The 17,300-nt window shown below is 48.8% G+C and carries 13 protein-coding genes; 5 read left to right on the forward strand and 8 right to left on the reverse strand.

Annotated features, from left to right (window positions below):
* Nucleotides 1-4: 4 nt before the first annotated feature.
* From DWX61_RS02150 to DWX61_RS02175, 6 genes are all read right to left on the reverse strand, one after another.
* Entirely contained in the window at nt 5-1,813 is a 1,809-nt protein-coding gene (locus DWX61_RS02150) for a VirD4-like conjugal transfer protein, CD1115 family (protein WP_118623544.1), read from the reverse strand.
* Nucleotides 1,810-2,280 (reverse strand): PcfB family protein, encoded by a 471-nt coding sequence (locus tag DWX61_RS02155; RefSeq protein WP_118623546.1) that lies wholly within the window; start codon nt 2,278-2,280, stop codon nt 1,810-1,812. Before DWX61_RS02155 ends, DWX61_RS02150 begins: the two co-directional genes overlap by 4 nt.
* A 100-nt stretch (nt 2,281-2,380) precedes the next feature.
* Nucleotides 2,381-3,295, reverse strand: a complete 915-nt coding sequence (locus DWX61_RS02160) for a DUF6017 domain-containing protein (RefSeq protein WP_118623548.1) — start codon at nt 3,293-3,295, stop codon at nt 2,381-2,383.
* Nucleotides 3,296-3,698: 403 nt separating this feature from the next.
* Nucleotides 3,699-4,691, reverse strand: coding sequence for a transglutaminase domain-containing protein (locus DWX61_RS02165; protein ID WP_330637544.1), 993 nt, complete (start codon nt 4,689-4,691; stop codon nt 3,699-3,701).
* Nucleotides 4,692-4,892: 201 nt separating this feature from the next.
* A complete protein-coding gene (locus tag DWX61_RS02170; protein ID WP_118623666.1) occupies nt 4,893-6,779 on the reverse strand; it encodes an ABC transporter ATP-binding protein in 1,887 nt (628 codons plus the stop codon).
* Nucleotides 6,780-6,790: 11 nt separating this feature from the next.
* On the reverse strand, nt 6,791-8,542 hold the full coding sequence (locus DWX61_RS02175) for an ABC transporter ATP-binding protein (protein WP_118623552.1): 1,752 nt from the start codon (nt 8,540-8,542) through the stop codon (nt 6,791-6,793).
* A 263-nt stretch (nt 8,543-8,805) separates the two neighbouring features.
* On the opposite strand from DWX61_RS02175, the gene DWX61_RS02180 reads away from it, so the two are divergent.
* Nucleotides 8,806-9,195, forward strand: coding sequence for a metal-dependent transcriptional regulator (locus DWX61_RS02180; RefSeq protein ID WP_118513198.1), 390 nt, complete (start codon nt 8,806-8,808; stop codon nt 9,193-9,195).
* Nucleotides 9,196-9,253: 58 nt separating this feature from the next.
* Here the strand turns inward: DWX61_RS02180 and DWX61_RS02185 are convergent, their stop codons facing one another.
* Both DWX61_RS02185 and DWX61_RS02190 read right to left on the reverse strand, forming a co-directional pair.
* The gene (locus tag DWX61_RS02185; protein WP_182433927.1) at nt 9,254-10,207 is read right to left on the reverse strand and encodes a DMT family transporter; all 954 of its coding nucleotides are present in this window, start codon (nt 10,205-10,207) and stop codon (nt 9,254-9,256) included.
* 141 nt (nt 10,208-10,348) lie between these two features.
* Nucleotides 10,349-11,581: an argininosuccinate synthase gene (locus DWX61_RS02190; protein ID WP_015526007.1), complete on the reverse strand. Its 1,233-nt coding sequence runs from the start codon at nt 11,579-11,581 to the stop codon at nt 10,349-10,351.
* A gap of 528 nt (nt 11,582-12,109) precedes the next feature.
* Between DWX61_RS02190 and argC the strand changes: the two genes are divergently transcribed.
* From argC to DWX61_RS02215, 4 genes are all read left to right on the forward strand, one after another.
* Entirely contained in the window at nt 12,110-13,150 is a 1,041-nt protein-coding gene (gene argC / locus DWX61_RS02200; protein WP_118513197.1) for an N-acetyl-gamma-glutamyl-phosphate reductase, read from the forward strand.
* 120 nt (nt 13,151-13,270) lie between these two features.
* Nucleotides 13,271-14,494 (forward strand): bifunctional glutamate N-acetyltransferase/amino-acid acetyltransferase ArgJ, encoded by a 1,224-nt coding sequence (gene argJ, locus DWX61_RS02205; RefSeq protein WP_021650304.1) that lies wholly within the window; start codon nt 13,271-13,273, stop codon nt 14,492-14,494.
* A gap of 620 nt (nt 14,495-15,114) precedes the next feature.
* Nucleotides 15,115-16,011, forward strand: coding sequence for an acetylglutamate kinase (gene argB, locus DWX61_RS02210; RefSeq protein WP_118513195.1), 897 nt, complete (start codon nt 15,115-15,117; stop codon nt 16,009-16,011).
* Entirely contained in the window at nt 15,998-17,188 is a 1,191-nt protein-coding gene (locus DWX61_RS02215) for an aspartate aminotransferase family protein (protein ID WP_118623556.1), read from the forward strand. Before argB ends, DWX61_RS02215 begins: the two co-directional genes overlap by 14 nt.
* The last annotated feature ends 112 nt before the right edge of the window (nt 17,189-17,300 follow it).

Consider the following 17,300-nt stretch of genomic DNA (forward strand, 5'->3'; position numbering starts at 1 on the left):
CGTCTCATTCGGCGGCCGCATCCTCGTCCGACAGGTCAATTTCGTACAGGTCAAAACTTTCGTCCTGTGCGACTACCTGCTGCCGCTTCCGGCGCAGGGTGGATAAGAACCTGTCCACATCAAAGGTGTTTTTCTTGTCCGCGTCCGCAAGATATTTGTAGTGCGGGTGCTTGGTGATGTCGAACTTCTCCGAGAAGAACGGCCTCACACCCCGCAGCTGCAAAATACATCTGCCGCCGTCCATGATTGCGATTTCGTCCTCTGACATCAACGCCTTTCCTAATTTTTGATAGTTCAGGCCGTGGGAGGTTTGAGACCCCCGGTTCTCGCTGGCGTTGAAACTGTCGATGGTCTCTTTCCCCAGCGCATCGGAGATCTCTTTGGCATTCTTGCCCCGCCCACTCAAAAAGAGAACAGAATCGCAGTTGTCTGAAATGATTTCGGCCGCATCTTTGTAGATGGCTTTCAGCTGCGACTGGCTCTGCAAAATGATGGATGCCGAGATTTCCCGGCTGCGGATGGTGGCGATCAGCTTGTCGAAGTTGGGAATCTGCCCAATGTTGGCGAACTCGTCCAGAATCAGCCGTACATGGACAGGCAGTCGGCCACCGTATTTATCATCCGCACGGTCACACAGCAGGTTGATAAGCTGGCTTTGAAGCATGGCAAGAATGAAGTTGAAGGTGGTGTCCGTGTCGCTCATAATTAGGAACAATACCGTCTTTTCATCCCCGATGGTGTCCAGTTCCATTTCATCGTTCTCCATCAGTTCCCGCACTTCCCGGATGTCAAACGGGGCTAAACGGGCACCGCAGCTTATCAGGATGGAGGAACGGGTCTTGCCCGCCGACAGCAAAAACTTTTTGTACTGTCGGACAGCAAAGTGGTCCGGGTCTTTCTGTTCCAGCCGTTCAAACATGAGGTCCACCGGGCTTTGGAAGTCCGGGTCATCCTCGCGGGCTTCACTGGCATTTATCATTTCCAGCAGGGTGGTGAAGTTCATTTCCTCTGCCGGGGCCTCGTACCAGATGTAGCCGATCAGAGCGGTGTAGAACAGCCGTTCCGACTTCACCCAAAAATCTTCTGCTGATTTTTCACCCTCGCCTTTGGTGTTGGCAATAAGCGTATTTACCAGCTTCAGCACGTCTTTTTCCGAGTGGATGTAGACAAAGGGGTTGTACCTCATGGACTTGGAAAAGTTTATCGTGTTCAGGATTTTCACCCGGTAGCCTGCCCGCTGGAACATTTGGCCCGTTTCCAGAACCAGTGTGCCTTTTGGGTCTGTGACCACGAATGAGGTGGGATAGTCGGAAGTGGGGAAACATTGCATGAGGTTGGGCTTCACATAGAAGCGGGTCTTGCCGCTGCCGGAGCCGCCGATCACAAGCACATTTTTGTTCCGGGCCGTCTTGGGGTCTTTGGGCCGCCCGGTCATGGTCAGGCGTTCGGTCTGGGTCAGCAGGATGTTGTTTTCAAACTTGGGGTCGATGTACGGGGCAATGTCTTTGGCGGTGCCCCACCGGGCAGAGCCGTATTCCTCGCCCTTGCGGTACTTCTTGGCGTTCTTGCCCTTGCTGTACACAATGAGACGGACAGCCACCGCCCCAACAACGCCCACACACAGGTCAAACGGGTGCAGGCTGGGCAGCGGGTTTGCAAAGGCGGCGGAGATGCCGCTCGTTAGGTGCAGCAGCTTGGCCGAAGCATCCGCGCCCGCAGCCAGACGGTACGCCTGCCCGCATTTGGCGAACAGGTACACGAACAGCAGATACGGCAGATTCAGCAACAGCAGCTTTTTCAGTTCATGCTTCATCGTTCCAGCCCCCTTTGCTTGATTTTTTCTTTGGCGCGTTTCGGCTGCTGGGCCGCTTTCTGCTTGGCTGCGGTCAGCACTTTACGGATGGAGGGCCGCTGCTCCTTGGAGAGCGTTTTGGCTGTGAACTCCCGGAACGCCTGTTCCAGATTGTCCGTATCCTTGGCCTTGAAGATCACGATGTAGTGGGGCGGCTGGGTGGTCTTGTCCTTACGCAAGGTGAAGTCCACGCCGTACTTCTTGGCGCAGGGCTTGAACGCCCCGATGTTCGCTTCCGTGACTTCAATGTTGGTCAGGGCCGCGCCGTGGGCTTTCAGCTGTTTCAGGCTTTGCTTGCCGTGGTGCAGCTTTGGCCCCTTGGCCCGGTGCTGCAAATATTTTTTCAGGGCAGCTTGCAACGCTTGGGCGGTGAGCTTGCCCGTTTTCATGGACAGGGCAATAGTTTTCTGGGTGACTTCTTCCTGCAATATGAATCCCTCCTTGTTGCAGAAAATTCAGAGCGGCAGCTAGGGTGGAACCACCAGCCGCCGCAGGTAAAGTGTTCTCATGGATGGGTACTCCTTTCGGTCAGGTGTTGGGCGGGCGGCCCCAATCGGGCTGCGCCATATCGTGCGCCACAAGGGACGCATAGTAGCTGTTGATGGTGCTGGGGGCGTTGAACAGCATGGCCCGCAGGTATTGCTTGATGTTACGGACTTTGGTGGTGTTATCCCGCAGGCAGTCCATGACGAACTCGATGTGATGGCTGTCCAGTTTCAGGAACTTGGCCTTTACCAGCTCTGCCGGGTAATCGTCCCCGGCCACCCGGATGGACTTGCGGCTGGTGCAGACGGTTTCCAGCAGGATGTCCACGATCTCGTCCAGCTGTTCCCGGTCTATCCGGGGATTCTGGGTGAGGGTGTCATACTCGATGTTCTCCAAAATCAGGTCCCGGTAGATTTGATAGGCCGTTTCCTTTCGGCTTCCTGTCCGTTCCGGCGGCGGTGCCGCTGCCTCGTCCTCGTCCAAAGGCAAGGGGTTTGGGGAATGGATAGGAAGGGAATCGGTATTTAATCCCTCTTTCTTTTGTTTTTCTGTAATTAGTTTATCTTTATTTAATTGCATTGGATTTTCCAACGTAGGGTTTTCCTGCGTGGGATTCTCCAACGTTGGATTTTCCAATGTAGGTGAAACCGATGCAGGAACGGGCTGCGGCAGCTCGAAAATCACATAGTCTGCACCACGCAGCCGCCCTTTCTCGTCCCGTTCTCTGGAACGCTGGATGTAGCCCGCCTGTTCCAGTTCCCGGATGGCCTGCCGTATCGCGTCAATGCTTTCCCGGTTGATACGGGCCAGCCCTTGCAGGGTGTAGTCCCAATCTTCCGGCAGGGAGAGCATTTGGGAGAGTAAGCCTTTGGCTTTCAGGGACAAGGCCCGGTTCCGCAGGTGATGGTTCGACATGACCGTATAGCCGCTGTTCTTTTCTACCCGAAAAACTGCCATTTCACGGATGCCTCCTTTCGTTGTAAACAAAAAAAGCAGCGTTCATTTGCTCCCTGTGATGGGAGAAGTGAACGCTGCGCGTACTTGATAATTTTTAGGTTGTGTGGTATATAAAAGGCAACTGTATTTCAAACACGGCTGCCCATCGGGGTGCGATACAAGCAAATTGCTATCCGACGACCTCAAAAACAAATTGTACTACGATGGTTTTCAAAAAATGCTGTATCACTACTCGCACCATAGCGATCCGGGAAATTAGCGCATCGCTATAGCTGAGAGACTTTCTGTAAATTTGATTTTATAGAAGGTCTTTTGTATTTTCAGAATAATGTTCATAATAAAATGCCACAGATCATTACTGATGCATCTGTGGCATTTTGATGTGGAAATTTTATGAATGACTTTACAATTTTTCCCCTTCATTCACTTCCTCAATAAACACCTTTCCTTCCGCATGCTGTTCCACAAAATGAAACCGTAGTACAGCCTGGGGCCAGTTGAGGGTGATGATGGCTTTTTTGTCTCGGGTCTTTCCGGCGGCCTGGATCTGGTCTACAAGGTCGGACAGGATCTCGCGGGTGAGATAACCGCCTCTCCAGTGAAACGTGAATTCACGGCTCTTTTTGGCAGCCTGGAGGGCACGTTTGTATACGTCCTCCGGCTTTGTGAAGGACAGCTTTTTCTCGCGGTAGTAGAAGTGATTTCCGTCCGGGCAGGGAGGGGCCGGAGCAATCAGAGGCTCGTGGTCCCGGAAGATATTTTTGTCATCCAGGTTGAAATAATCATAGCGGATGCTGACGGAACCATCTTCGCTTTTGCCCAGAGTATTGTCGAAGGTGGCGTCCAGGTGATAGTACTGTCCGTTGATCCGGACAATGTTCCAGGTATGACGGTATTTGATCCCTTTTTCCGGATTGTTCCCACAGATGGCGATAATACACCACACACCGAGAGTATCACAGAGGACCTTTACAGATTTGGCAATTCCCTCGCAGACACCGACACCATGGCCCAGAGGCCCGATGATCTCGTGGGAATATGGCTTTTTCAGCTTGTCGTAGCGGATATTTTCGCAGATGAAGTCATGGACATATTTTTCCTTATCCCACTCGGAAAACTTCATGGCGGGGCGCACAAGCTTGTCTACGCGGGCGCCCATGGCTTTCTGGTGCTCCCGGATTTTATTTTTGTCGAAGATGTATTCAGGAATCAGTATCAGATTTGGCGAGTCCTTGTAATAACGGTATTTAAACCCCACAGCCCAGAAAATCTCCGGGTGATCAAGACGAAGCTGGAAAAATACATCATAGAGCCAGTTTCCATCGGTGGTTGGTACCTGCGGGATCAGGAACTCATCAGAAAGCTCCATAAGCCCATGAAGCATTGCACGGTACACGTTTTGTTTATCTTTCGGCATTCTGCCGTAGTAATATTCTTCAGTTTGTTTCATATATAAAAATACGGAGACTCCTTTCCGGAAAAATAGATTTCAATCAAAGATTATAGCATAAAAAAACATGCAGGACTATCGTGAAAGATACAACCTGCATGTTTTTTGTATTGAATATTTTAGATTGAAAATAACTGTGAGCCTGGATCAGCCGTTATACAGCTGATAATACCGGCCCTTCTGTGCAAGCAGTTCCTCGTGGGAACCACGCTCGATGATGCGTCCCTGCTCCAGGACCATGATGCAGTCACTGTTGCGTACTGTGGAAAGTCTGTGGGCGATCACAAAGGTCGTCCTGCCTTCCATCAGCTTATCCATACCATCCTGTACAAGCTTTTCGGTACGGGTATCAATGGAGCTGGTGGCCTCGTCCAGGATCAGGACGGGTGGGTCTGCAACGGCTGCACGGGCAATGGAGAGAAGCTGCCTCTGGCCCTGACTTAAGTTTGCACCGTTCCCGCGAAGAAGGGTATTATAACCCTGCGGAAGCCTGCGGATGAAACCGTCGGCGTTGGCAAGCTTTGCTGCTGCGATAACCTCCTCATCTGTGGCATCCAGCTTTCCGTAGCGGATATTTTCCATAACGGTTGCTGTGAACAGGTTGGTATCCTGAAGAACGATGCCCATGGAGCGTCTGAGATCATCTTTTTTGATCTTGGTGATGTTGATGCCGTCATAACGGATCTTACCCTTCTGAATGTCGTAAAAACGGTTCAGAAGATTGGTGATGGTGGTTTTTCCGGCGCCGGTAGAGCCTACAAAAGCGATCTTCTGGCCTGGCTGTGCATACATGTTGATGTCATGGAGAACGATCTTGTTGGAATTATAACCAAAGTCTACATCCTCCAGGACCATATCACCCTTCAGCTCGATATAATCAGTGGTACCCTCAGCTTTGTGGAAATGCTTCCATGCCCAGCGGCCGGTACGTTTGTCGGATTCGGTAAGAACACCATTTTCCTCTTTTGCATTGACGAGAGTAACGTAGCCTTCATCCACTTCTGGCTTTTCATCCAGAAGATCAAAGATACGTTTTGCACCTGCAAGAGCCATAACAATACTGTTGAACTGCTGGCTGACCTGGTTGATAGGCATGTTGAAACTCTTATTGAAGGTCAGGAAGCTGGCAAGCCCGCCAAGTGTGAAGCTGCCAATGCCGTTGATGGCAAGGATACCGCCCACCATGGCACAGATCACATAGCTGACATTTCCAAGCTGTGCGACCACAGGCATCAGGATGTTGGCGAAACGGTTGGCATTGTCTGCGCTGGTGAAAAGCTGGTCGTTCAGTTCATCGAATTTCCGGATGCTTTCGTCCTCATGGCAGAAGACCTTGACAACCTTCTGACCCTCCATCATCTCTTCGATATAACCATTGACAATACCAAGGTTGGTCTGCTGCTCCAGGAAATATTTTCCGCTTAAGCCTGCAAGCTTCCGGCTGGCAGTCATCATAATGGCAACCATAAGCAGGGTAACTACAGTAAGCGGAACATTCAGGATCAGCATACTTACAAGAACGCTGACGATGGTGATCACACTGGAAAGCAGCTGCGGAAAGCTCTGGCTGATCATCTGGCGCAGGGTATCAATGTCGTTGGTGTAGATGGACATGATATCACCGTGTGCGTGAGTGTCGAAATATTTGATGGGAAGCGTTTCCATCGTTGCAAACATATCGTTTCGGAGGTTACGTAAGGTTCCCTGGGAAACATTGATCATGATACGGTTATAAGTATAGGTGGCAATAACACCAATGGCGTAAAAGCATGCCACACGTGCGATGGCTGCAGCCAGAGGCCCGAAATCCGGTGTATCTGCTGAGAGAAGAGGTGTGATGTACTGGTCGATCAGGGTTTTCATGAACATGGTTCCCTGTACATTGGCAAGAACACTGACAAAAATGCAGATCACCACGATCACGATATGGATACTGTAGTTTTTAAAGATATAACGGGCAAGGCGTCCCAGAAGCTTTCCCGGCTGTTCCGGTGTTCCCATACCCTTTGGGCCAGGACCGCCCGGGCCTTTCATGTTCTGTTTTTTCAAGCCGGCTCACCTCCCTCGTCAAAATCACCGGCACCGCCGGTCTGTGAATGAAATACTTCCTGATAAATGGCGTTGGTCTTAAGAAGCTCCTCGTGGGTACCAAAACCGTTGATCTCCCCGTTATCCATAACGATGATCCGGTCCGCATTCTGGATGCTGGAAACACGCTGTGCGATGATCAGCTTGGTGGTATCCGGGATCTCTTCAGCAAAAGCACGGCGGATCCTTGCGTCTGTGGCAGTATCTACTGCACTGGTGGAGTCATCCAGGATCAGTATCTTTGGCTTCTTCAGAAGAGCACGGGCGATACAGAGACGCTGCTTCTGGCCTCCGGAAACATTGGAGCCGCCCTGTTCAATGAAGGTGTTGTATTTGTCCGGCATTTTTTCGATGAAATCATCGGCACAGGCAAGCTGGCATGCGCGGCGGCATTCCTCCTCTGTGGCATTTTTGTCACCCCAGCGGAGATTTTCCAGAATGGTTCCTGAGAAAAGTACATTTTTCTGAAGAACAACGGAAACCTGATTTCTGAGAGATTCCAGATGGTATTTACGGACGTCGATGCCTCCTACGGAAACAGAACCATCCGTTACGTCATAAAGACGGCTGATCAGGTTGACAAGGCTGGATTTTGCACTTCCGGTACCGCCGATGATCCCTATGGTCTCGCCGGAGCAGATCGAGATATTGATATCCTTCAGAACGGGTTCCTGACTGTCTTTCTTATAGCTGAAATTCACATGATCGAAGACGATACTTCCGTCAGGGACATCTGTTACCGGATCCTCCGGATCTGTGATGTCAGCAGTATCATTGATAACTTCCGTAACACGCTCTGCGCTGGCAATACTCATTGTCACCATAACAAAAACCATGGAAAGCATCATAAGGCTCATGAGAATGTTCATGCAGTAGGTGAGAAGGCTCATAAGCTCACCGGTAGTAAGGGAGCTGCCTACGATCATTTTGGCGCCGAGCCAGCTGATCCCCAGGATACAGGCATAAACGGTAAACTGCATCAGGGGCATGTTCATGACAACGATCTTCTCAGCACTTAAGAACATTTCGTATACTTTGTTGCAGGCTTTCTGGAATTTACTGATCTCGTAGTCTTCGCGGACATAGGCCTTGACCACACGCACAGCGCCGATGTTTTCCTGGACACTTGCGTTCAGATCGTCGTATTTACGGAATACGGCCTGGAAGTATACAGTGGCCTTCTGCATGATAAAGATCAGACAGCCTCCGAGGAAGATAACAGCGACAAGATAGATGCTTGCAAGCTTTGCATTGATAAGAAATGCCATGACCATGGCACAGATCAGACTGGCCGGTGCACGGGTACACATACGAAGGATCATCTGATAAGCGTTCTGCAGGTTGGTCACATCTGTGGTAAGACGGGTGATCAGGCCGGCAGTGCTGTATTTGTCGATGTTGGAAAAAGAAAAGGTCTGGATGTTGGTGTACATGGCTTTTCGGAGGTTTCTGGCAAAGCCTGTGGAGGCCAGTGCTCCGTATTTTCCTCCCATGACGCCGGACCAGAGTCCGCACAGGGCAAGAACTACCATAACTGCACCCATCCGATAGATATGGCCGATATTTCCGGCTTCCACACCTTTATCAATGATGGAAGCCATGGCCAGGGGGATCAGAGTCTCAAAGAGAACTTCCAGGATCATGAAAAAAGGCGTGAGAAACGATGCCTTTTTAAACTCCCTGACCTGGGCCAGAAGGGTTTTGAGCATAAAAAATCTCCTTTCTTTACTGTTCAAAAAGACAGCACCACTGGAAGGGATTCCGGGCTGCTATAGAACAGCTGTATTGTTCAGCTACTATTATCGGGGAAATTATTTTTAATGTCAAGATAAACATGTACGAAATGCTTGACACAACATCCTTTAAGCGGTATATTAAAAGTTAATATTCGCCTGTAGAACAGGGAAGGAATGGGATTCAGATCCCTTCAGAGGGTCTATATAGAGTTAAATTTTTGCAGGGAGGATTTTGTATGGAGATCAGACAGTCAGCAGAGGATTATCTTGAATCAATTCTGGTTTTATCCAAAAAAGGCGGAGGAGTCCGTTCTATTGATATTGCGACCAGACTTGGTGTTTCCAAGCCAAGCGTCAGTCACGCAATGAAGCTTCTTCGTGAAGACGGTTATATTGCTATGGACCGTTACGGTACCGTGACACTTCTGGAGAAGGGGGCAGAGATCGCCAATCAGATTTATGAGCGTCACATTGTTCTTGCCAGGATGCTGGAGGGACTTGGGGTTCCGGCCGAGATTGCAATGGAGGATGCCTGCAAGATGGAGCATGACATCAGCCAGGAGAGCTTTGATAAGATCAAGGCACATTATAATAACTTCATTAAGAAGGAAGAAGCAGCAGAATAAGAAACATGCATGCAGACAGGCAGCCGGAAGGTAAAATACCAAACCGGCTGCCTGTTTTTTATTTATTTTCTTTTTCCGGCAGCTGTGCCAGGATGATGGCTGCAAACATGATGACACATCCAAGGAGCTCTTTTATGGAAAGCTTCTGATCCAGGAGCACCCAGCCTGCAAGCACGGAGATGCAGGATTCAAGAGAAAGGATCAGAGAAGCAACTGTGGGATTCACATTTTTCTGGCCTACGACCTGCAGGGTGTAGGCAACACCGCAGGACATCACGCCGGCATACAGGATCGGCAGCCAGGCAGTGAGAATGGAAGAAATCTGCGGATGTTCCAGAATAAGTGCCGGGATCATGGACAGGATCCCGCAGACCAGAAACTGGATACAGGAAAGCTTTACACCGTCTGTCTTCGGAGAAAAATAGTCAATGACCAGAATGTGCAGGGAAAAGAGAAAAGCACATACCAGCATAAGAATATCTCCGAGGCCAATGGAAAATCCGTCTGTGATGCAGAGAAGATAAAGTCCGACCAGTGCCATGACAACGGCTGCCCATATAAAGGGACTGCATTTCTTTTTCAGGAAAATTCCGATGATCGGGACGATGACAATGTAGCAGGCGGTGATGAAGCCGGCTTTTCCTACAGTTGTGTACTGGATACCAAACTGCTGGAAGCTGCTCGCAGCAAAAAGAGCGGATCCGCAGGCAATGCCGCCCAGCCACAGGTCACGGCTGTTATATGGAGTGTCGGATACGGCTTTTTCTGAAAGTGTTGATGAGGATTCCGGTATTGCGGAATCTGTGGCAGCAGAGGATTTATTTCCGGAACGGTTCAGGATAAAGAGCACCGGAACCAGGACAGCGGCGCCGATCAGGGAACGGACGCCGTTGAAGGTGAAGGGGCCAACATATTCCATGCCTACACTCTGGGCAACGAAGGCGATTCCCCAGATCGTTGCGGCCAGAAGCAGGCAGAGAGAATTTTTCAGAGGCATTTTCTGTGAGTTCATGATAAAAAAACCTTTCGTTTATTAGATATTATGTGATCAAATCTATTATAAGATCAAAGCAGTATATAACAAAAGACCCCGGGGAACTTATATAGCTTCCCGGGGCATTTTTATGATCTGTCGGAGCAATATCCGGCAAGATCAGTTCTGATTCTGGTTATTCTTAACTTCTGCAAGCTTCATGGCACGAACCTTCAGCGGCAGACCGAACAGAGTGATGAATCCGTCTGCATCATGGTGATCATACATATCACCGGTTGTGAAGGAAGCGAGAGACTCATTGTAAAGGCTGTACGGAGAGGTTGTACCATTCTTGATGATGTTTCCTTTGTAAAGCTTGAATTTAACCTCGCCGGTAACATATTTCTGAGTAGACTCAACAAATGCCTGGATAGCCTCACGGAGAGGTGTGTACCATTTTCCTTCGTAAACAACCTGTGCAAACTGGCTGCCAAGTTTTTTCTTGGCTTCCATTGTCTCACGGTCAAGGATCAGTTCTTCAAGCTGGTCATGTGCTGCCATCAGGATCGTTCCGCCAGGAGTTTCATAAACGCCACGGGATTTCATACCAACAACACGGTTCTCAACAATATCAACGATACCGATGCCGTTCTCGCCGCCAAGCTTGTTCAGCTCTGTGATGATCTCGGAAACCTTCATTGCTTTTCCGTTGAGTGTTTTCGGAACACCCTGCTCGAATGTCATGGTGATCTCAGTTTCTTTATCCGGGGCTTTCTCAGGTGTTACGCTTAATACAAGCATGTCATCATAGTTCGGAGCCTGTGATGGATCCTCAAGCTCAAGTCCCTCATGGCTGATGTGCCAGAGGTTTCTGTCACGGCTGTAGCTGTGGCTTGCATCAAATGGAAGAGTGATGCCATGAGCCTTACAGAACTCAATCTCATCTTCACGGGACTGCATGGTCCACAGATCTGTCATACGCCATGGAGCAATGATCTTGATGTCCGGAGCAAGAGCCTTGATGCCAAGCTCGAAACGGATCTGGTCATTTCCTTTACCGGTAGCACCGTGGCAGATAGCAACGGCACCCTCTTTACGTGCGATCTCAACCAGTTTCTTGGCAATGACCGGACGAGCCATGGAAGTTCCGAGAAGATAGGAATGCTCGTATACAGCACCAGCCTCTACACATGGCATGATGAAGTCATCGCAGAATTCATCAACGATATCCTCGATATATAATTTGGAAGCACCGGACATTTTTGCTCTTTCCTCAAGACCGTCCAGCTCGTTTCCCTGTCCGCAGTTTACACAGCAGCAGACAACGTCGTAATCAAAGGTTTCTTTCAGCCACGGGATCAGGGCTGTGGTATCAAGACCACCGGAATACGCTAAAACAACTTTTTCTTTCATAATATATGTCCTCCTGGGATTTTTTTGATTTTGTATCGCTCCGGACATTTCCGGGACGGTGGATTTTTTTACGTTATCTGGAAAAAAATATACCGTTTTACAACTTTACCAGAGTGAATAAATATTCATGTACAACAAAACAAAATTTTCGGCTGTCCTGTCGACATGGCTTAATATACACCAGATTTTATAAATATGCAAGAGATAATTTGAAAAATATGAAAAAAATTTTGCATAAAAATGCATCTGAAAGTAGGCGTTATTATAAGAAAATACAGGAAAAACAGAAAAGGCCGTGAAAAATCAAAAAAAATGACTATTGCATAATATGCAGATAAGATGTATAATCTATCCATTGACAAGGCGGACATATGAACTGGCAGTACGGACAGGTTTAAGATGTCTGTCTGACCTTTGCAGAAGATTCAGATATCAGAATACATAAAAAAGAGGCATAAATAAGAATAGCAAACGCTTCTGCAGGGGGGATTAAGCCGTAGGAAAAACGGCAGAGGAGGAATGTGAAAGATGATTAAAGCAGGAATTATCGGTGCGACAGGATACGCAGGAAATGAGATTGTAAGACTTCTTCTTGGACACAGAGACGTTGAGATTAAATGGTTCGGCTCCCGAAGCTACATAGATCAGCAGTATGCAGATATTTATCAGAATTTTTTCAGGCTGGTGGATGCCAAATGTATGGATGACAACATGGCTGCACTTGCAGATGAGGTAGATGTGATCTTTACAGCAACACCACAGGGCCTTTGTGCATCCCTTATCAATGAAGAAATCCTTTCCAAATGTAAGGTGATCGACTTAAGTGCAGATTTCCGTATTAAAGATGTGAAAAAATATGAGAAGTGGTACGGGATCGAGCATAAGGCTCCGCAGTTTATCGAGGAAGCTGTTTATGGTCTCTGCGAGATCAACCGTGAGGATATTAAGAATGCAAGGCTGATCGCCAACCCGGGATGCTATCCGACATGCTCCACACTGTCTATTTATCCGTTGTTAAAGGAAGGCCTCATTGATCCGAACACCATTATCATTGATGCCAAGTCCGGAACCTCCGGAGCAGGAAGAGGAGCCAAGGTTCCGAATCTCTACTGTGAGGTAAACGAGAGCATCAAAGCTTACGGTGTTGCCACACACAGGCATACACCGGAGATTGAGGATCAGCTTGGATATGCATGCGGACAGGAAGTGATGATCAACTTTACCCCACATCTTGTTCCGATGAACCGTGGAATCCTGGTAACAGCATATGCCTCCCTGACCAGGGATGTTACCTACGAGGAAGTAAAAGCAGCCTATGACAAATATTATAAGGACGAGTTTTTTGTACGTGTCCTGAACAAGGATGTATGCCCGCAGACAAGAAATGTAGAAGGCAGCAATTTTGTGGACGTGAACTTCAAGATCGATCCGAGAACAAAGAGAGTCATCATGATGGGCGCTATCGACAACCTGGTAAAGGGTGCAGCAGGACAGGCTGTTCAGAACATGAACCTGATGTTTGGATTTGACGAGAACGAAGGACTGAAACAGATCCCGATGTGCCCGTAAAACAGGCGGATCACAAATAAAATATGGTGGATGCCGAAGGATTTTGACTGAATAGACTGAGATATTCGATCTGGTACAGCGGACAGGATCCGGCATAACCGTTGAGAGGAGATATATAATATGAAGATCATAGACGGCGGCGTTACAGCCGCAAAAGGTTTTAAGGCAGCGTCAACTGCAGCAGAGATCAAATATAAAGGCCGTACTGATATGGCTATGGTATTCAGTGAGGTTCCCTGTGTGGCTGCAGGAACCTTCACGACCAATGTGGTAAAAGCAGCTCCTGTAAGATGGGATCAGGACATTGTATATAATCACCCGGGTGCAAGAGCTGTGATCTGCAACAGCGGAATCGCCAACGCATGTACCGGCGAGGAAGGATTCGGCTATTGCAGGGAAACAGCCAAGGCAGCATCCGAAAGCCTTGGGATCCCGGAAGACAGCGTATTGGTAGCATCCACCGGTGTCATCGGAATGCAGCTTCCCATCGACCGTATCGCAAACGGAGTAAAAGCCATGGCACCGAAGCTTGAGGGAAGCCGCGAGGCAGGCCTTGAGGCAGCAAAAGCCATCATGACAACAGATACCGAGAAGAAAGAGGCAGCGGTAGAAATCGAGATCGGTGGAAAAACCGTAACGGTAGGCGGTATGTGCAAGGGCTCCGGAATGATCCACCCCAATATGTGCACGATGCTTGGATTTATCACCAGTGATGTGGATATCTCCAAGGAGCTTCTTCAGGAAGCACTCAGCGAGGATATCAAGGACACCTACAACATGGTATCCGTTGACGGAGATACCTCCACAAACGACACTGTCCTCCTCCTTGCAAACGGCCAGGCCGGCAATCCGAAGATCACAGAGAAAAACGCAGATTATGAAGAATTCAAAAAGGCTCTTAACTACGTAAACACAACCCTTGCCAAAAAGATCGCAGGTGACGGAGAAGGTGCAACTGCACTCTTCGAGGTCAAGGTCATCGGCGCAGCCACCAAGGCAGAAGCCGTAACCTTAAGTAAATCCGTAGTAACATCTTCCTTAACAAAGGCAGCCATTTACGGTCACGATGCAAACTGGGGAAGGATCCTCTGTGCCCTCGGCTACTCCGGCGTTCAGTTCGATCCGGAAAAGGTAGATCTTTACTTTGAGAGCAAAGCAGGAAAGATCAAGATCATTGAAAATGGAGTTTCTACAGGCTACAGCGAAGAGGAAGCTACTAAGATCCTCTCCGAAGAGGCAGTGACAGCCATCGCGGATATGAAGATGGGAGATGCATCCGCAACTGCATGGGGATGCGACCTCACCTATGATTACATAAAGATCAATGCGGATTATCGTTCTTGATGTAAGAACTCTGTAGAATGGTTTTTATGGTGGAGTTTGGTTGTAGTTTTGTTTCAGTTTGTAAGCTGAGAAAACCCTTAGGGGGAGCGAGCTCAAAGTTGCGAAGCCCGCACGCTCCCCCTAAGAACCCCCTCCGTTGGGCACGCTTGGCTGTGGTGTGTTGAACTTCAGTCGACGAAGACTGGGTGACGAGCGTGAGAAACCTCAGGGCGGGAACTCGGAAGTTGTGGTGTGTTGAACGTCAGTCGACGAAGACTGAGTGACGAATGTGAGGAACCTCAGGGCGGGAACTCGGAAGTTATGTCGTATTAAACGTCAGTTGCCGAAGACTGCCTGACGAGCTGTTCGCCTTCGGCGAAAGCGCGTCGGAAGCGGCTGTCTGCGACAGCCTGTCCGCAGCAGGCGCTTTGCCCGCAACGCGGGCAACAGCCCGTTCCCCGTGGCCGGAGGGGAGGAGCGCGAGGAGGGGAAACGGCCTTCGGAACTCCGAGTGCCTCCCCTCCTCGCAAATCCACAGCCGTCAGCTGAGACAAAATTATAATAAAAAAGAAATCCCTCCAACATACAACAACAAAACCTTTTTCAATCCATATCATTTTTCAAAAAAAGGAGACACCCACATGGTAAATCAGAAATATCTTGACAAAGCAGAGGTGCTCATAGAAGCCCTGCCATATATCCAGCGGTTCAACCGCAAGATCGTAGTCATCAAATACGGCGGAAGCGCCATGCTTGATGAAGAATTAAAGCGTAACGTCATCAAGGACGCAGTCCTTCTGAAATTAGTCGGTTTCAAACCGATCATTGTTCACGGCGGCGGCAAGGAAATCAGCCGCTGGGTCGGCAAAGTCGGCATGGAGCCGCATTTTGTAAACGGTCTCCGTGTAACGGATAAAGACACTATGGAGATCGCAGAGATGGTTCTTGCAAAAGTAAACAAGGAGCTTGTTACTCTGGTAGAATCTCTCGGCGTACAGGCTGTAGGTGTCAGCGGCAAGGACGGCGGTCTTCTCCAGTGCAAAAAAAAGCTTTCCAAAGGCGAAGACATCGGCTACGTAGGTGAGGTTACAAAGGTTAATCCGAAGATCCTCCAGGACCTTCTGGAAAGAGATTTCCTTCCGATCGTATTCCCGATCGGCTTTGACGAAAATTTTGATTCCTACAATATCAATGCGGATGATGCAGCCTGCGCCATTGCAGAGGCAGTTGAGGCAGAGAAGCTGGCCTTCCTGTCTGACATCGAGGGTGTTTACAGAGAGGCAGATGATCCCTCCACTCTGATCTCCGAGCTTCGTGTAGATGAGGCTGAGAACCTGATCTCAGATGGTACTGTGGGCGGCGGTATGATCCCGAAGCTGAAAAACTGTATTGACGCTATCGAGCATGGTGTAAACAGAGTTCATATCCTGGATGGAAGGATCCCGCACAGCTTACTGCTTGAGATATTTACAAACAAAGGTATTGGTACTGCAATTTTAAAAGATGATGGGGAGAAATATTACAATGAGCATGAATGAACAGATGGAAGAATCTGAAGCCAGTATTCTTCATACATATAACCGTTTTCCGGTAGTTTTTGAAAAAGGTGAGGGCTGTTACCTCTATGATTCCGAAGGAAAGGAATATCTGGATTTTGCGGCAGGTATCGCTGTAAATGCCCTGGGATATCATTATCCGGGCTATGACGAAGCATTGAAATCCCAGATCGACAAGCTGATGCATATTTCCAACCTGTACTACAATGAGCCGATCATTGATGCAGGAGCCAGACTTGTACAGGCAAGCCATATGGAAAAGGCTTTCTTTACAAACAGTGGTACAGAGGCCATTGAGGGTGCTCTGAAGGCTGCCAAGAAATATGCCTACGAAAGAGATGGCCATGCAGACCATGAGATCATTGCCATGAACCATTCCTTCCACGGCCGTAGCATCGGCGCTCTTTCCGTGACAGGCAATGCACATTACAGAGAACCCTTTGAGCCGCTGATGGGTGGGGTGAAATTTGCAGATTTCAATGATCTTGAGAGTGTAAAGGCTCAGATCACAGATAAGACCTGTGCCATCATCACCGAGACCGTACAGGGAGAAGGCGGTATTTATCCGGCTACAAAAGAGTTCCTGGAAGGCTTACGTAAGCTTTGTGATGAGCAGGATATCATCCTGATCCTGGACGAGATCCAGTGCGGTATGGGACGTACCGGACATTATTTTGCATGGCAGGCATATGGAGTACAGCCGGATATCATGACCTGTGCCAAAGCACTTGGCTGTGGTGTTCCGGTAGGGGCTTTTGTGCTGAACAAAAAAGCAGCTGCAGCTTCCCTGAAGCCAGGCGACCACGGAACCACTTACGGCGGAAATCCCTTCGTATGTGCAGCAGTCAGCAAGGTATTTGACATTTTTGAAAAAGATCAGATCCTTTCCCATGTGCAGGGACTTACTCCGTATTTTGAGGAGAAGCTGGACGAACTGGTTGCAAAGCATGACTGTGCAGAAACAAGAAGAGGCAAAGGCTTCATGCAGGGTATCGTGATCAAGGGACGTCCGGTAGGAGACGTGGTGAAAAAAGCTCTTGCAAAAGGCCTTCTGGTGATCTCAGCAGGAAGTGATGTTCTCCGCCTTGTTCCTCCTCTTGTGATCACAAAAGAGGATATCGACAAGATGGCAGAGATCCTTGACGAGTGTATGGAATAATAAAAAAATAACAGATACAAAAGCAGCAGTATTTTCCGGAAAGGGCAGTGTACCGATGGAGAATACGGCTGCTTTTTTGTCAGAGAGACAATATATATAAATTATATAACAG

Origin of the sequence: Ruminococcus sp. AF20-12LB, assembly GCF_003478985.1 — a bacterium.
In the GTDB taxonomy this organism is placed as follows: Bacteria; Bacillota; Clostridia; order Lachnospirales; family Lachnospiraceae; genus Blautia_A.

Bases quoted from the DNA above. Each gene is read 5' to 3' on its own strand.
- DWX61_RS02180 (WP_118513198.1), top strand. From the start codon at position 8,806: ATGGAGATCAGACAGTCAGCAGAGGATTATCTTGAATCAATTCTGGTT.
- DWX61_RS02215 (WP_118623556.1), top strand. From the start codon at position 15,998: ATGAGCATGAATGAACAGATGGAAGAATCTGAAGCCAGTATTCTTCAT.
- DWX61_RS02150 (WP_118623544.1), bottom strand. From the start codon at position 1,813: ATGAAGCATGAACTGAAAAAGCTGCTGTTGCTGAATCTGCCGTATCTG.
- argJ (WP_021650304.1), top strand. From the start codon at position 13,271: ATGAAGATCATAGACGGCGGCGTTACAGCCGCAAAAGGTTTTAAGGCA.
- DWX61_RS02170 (WP_118623666.1), bottom strand. From the start codon at position 6,779: ATGAAAGGCCCGGGCGGTCCTGGCCCAAAGGGTATGGGAACACCGGAA.
- argB (WP_118513195.1), top strand. From the start codon at position 15,115: ATGGTAAATCAGAAATATCTTGACAAAGCAGAGGTGCTCATAGAAGCC.
- DWX61_RS02190 (WP_015526007.1), bottom strand. From the start codon at position 11,581: ATGAAAGAAAAAGTTGTTTTAGCGTATTCCGGTGGTCTTGATACCACA.
- DWX61_RS02175 (WP_118623552.1), bottom strand. From the start codon at position 8,542: ATGCTCAAAACCCTTCTGGCCCAGGTCAGGGAGTTTAAAAAGGCATCG.
- argC (WP_118513197.1), top strand. From the start codon at position 12,110: ATGATTAAAGCAGGAATTATCGGTGCGACAGGATACGCAGGAAATGAG.
- DWX61_RS02160 (WP_118623548.1), bottom strand. From the start codon at position 3,295: ATGGCAGTTTTTCGGGTAGAAAAGAACAGCGGCTATACGGTCATGTCG.
- DWX61_RS02185 (WP_182433927.1), bottom strand. From the start codon at position 10,207: ATGAACTCACAGAAAATGCCTCTGAAAAATTCTCTCTGCCTGCTTCTG.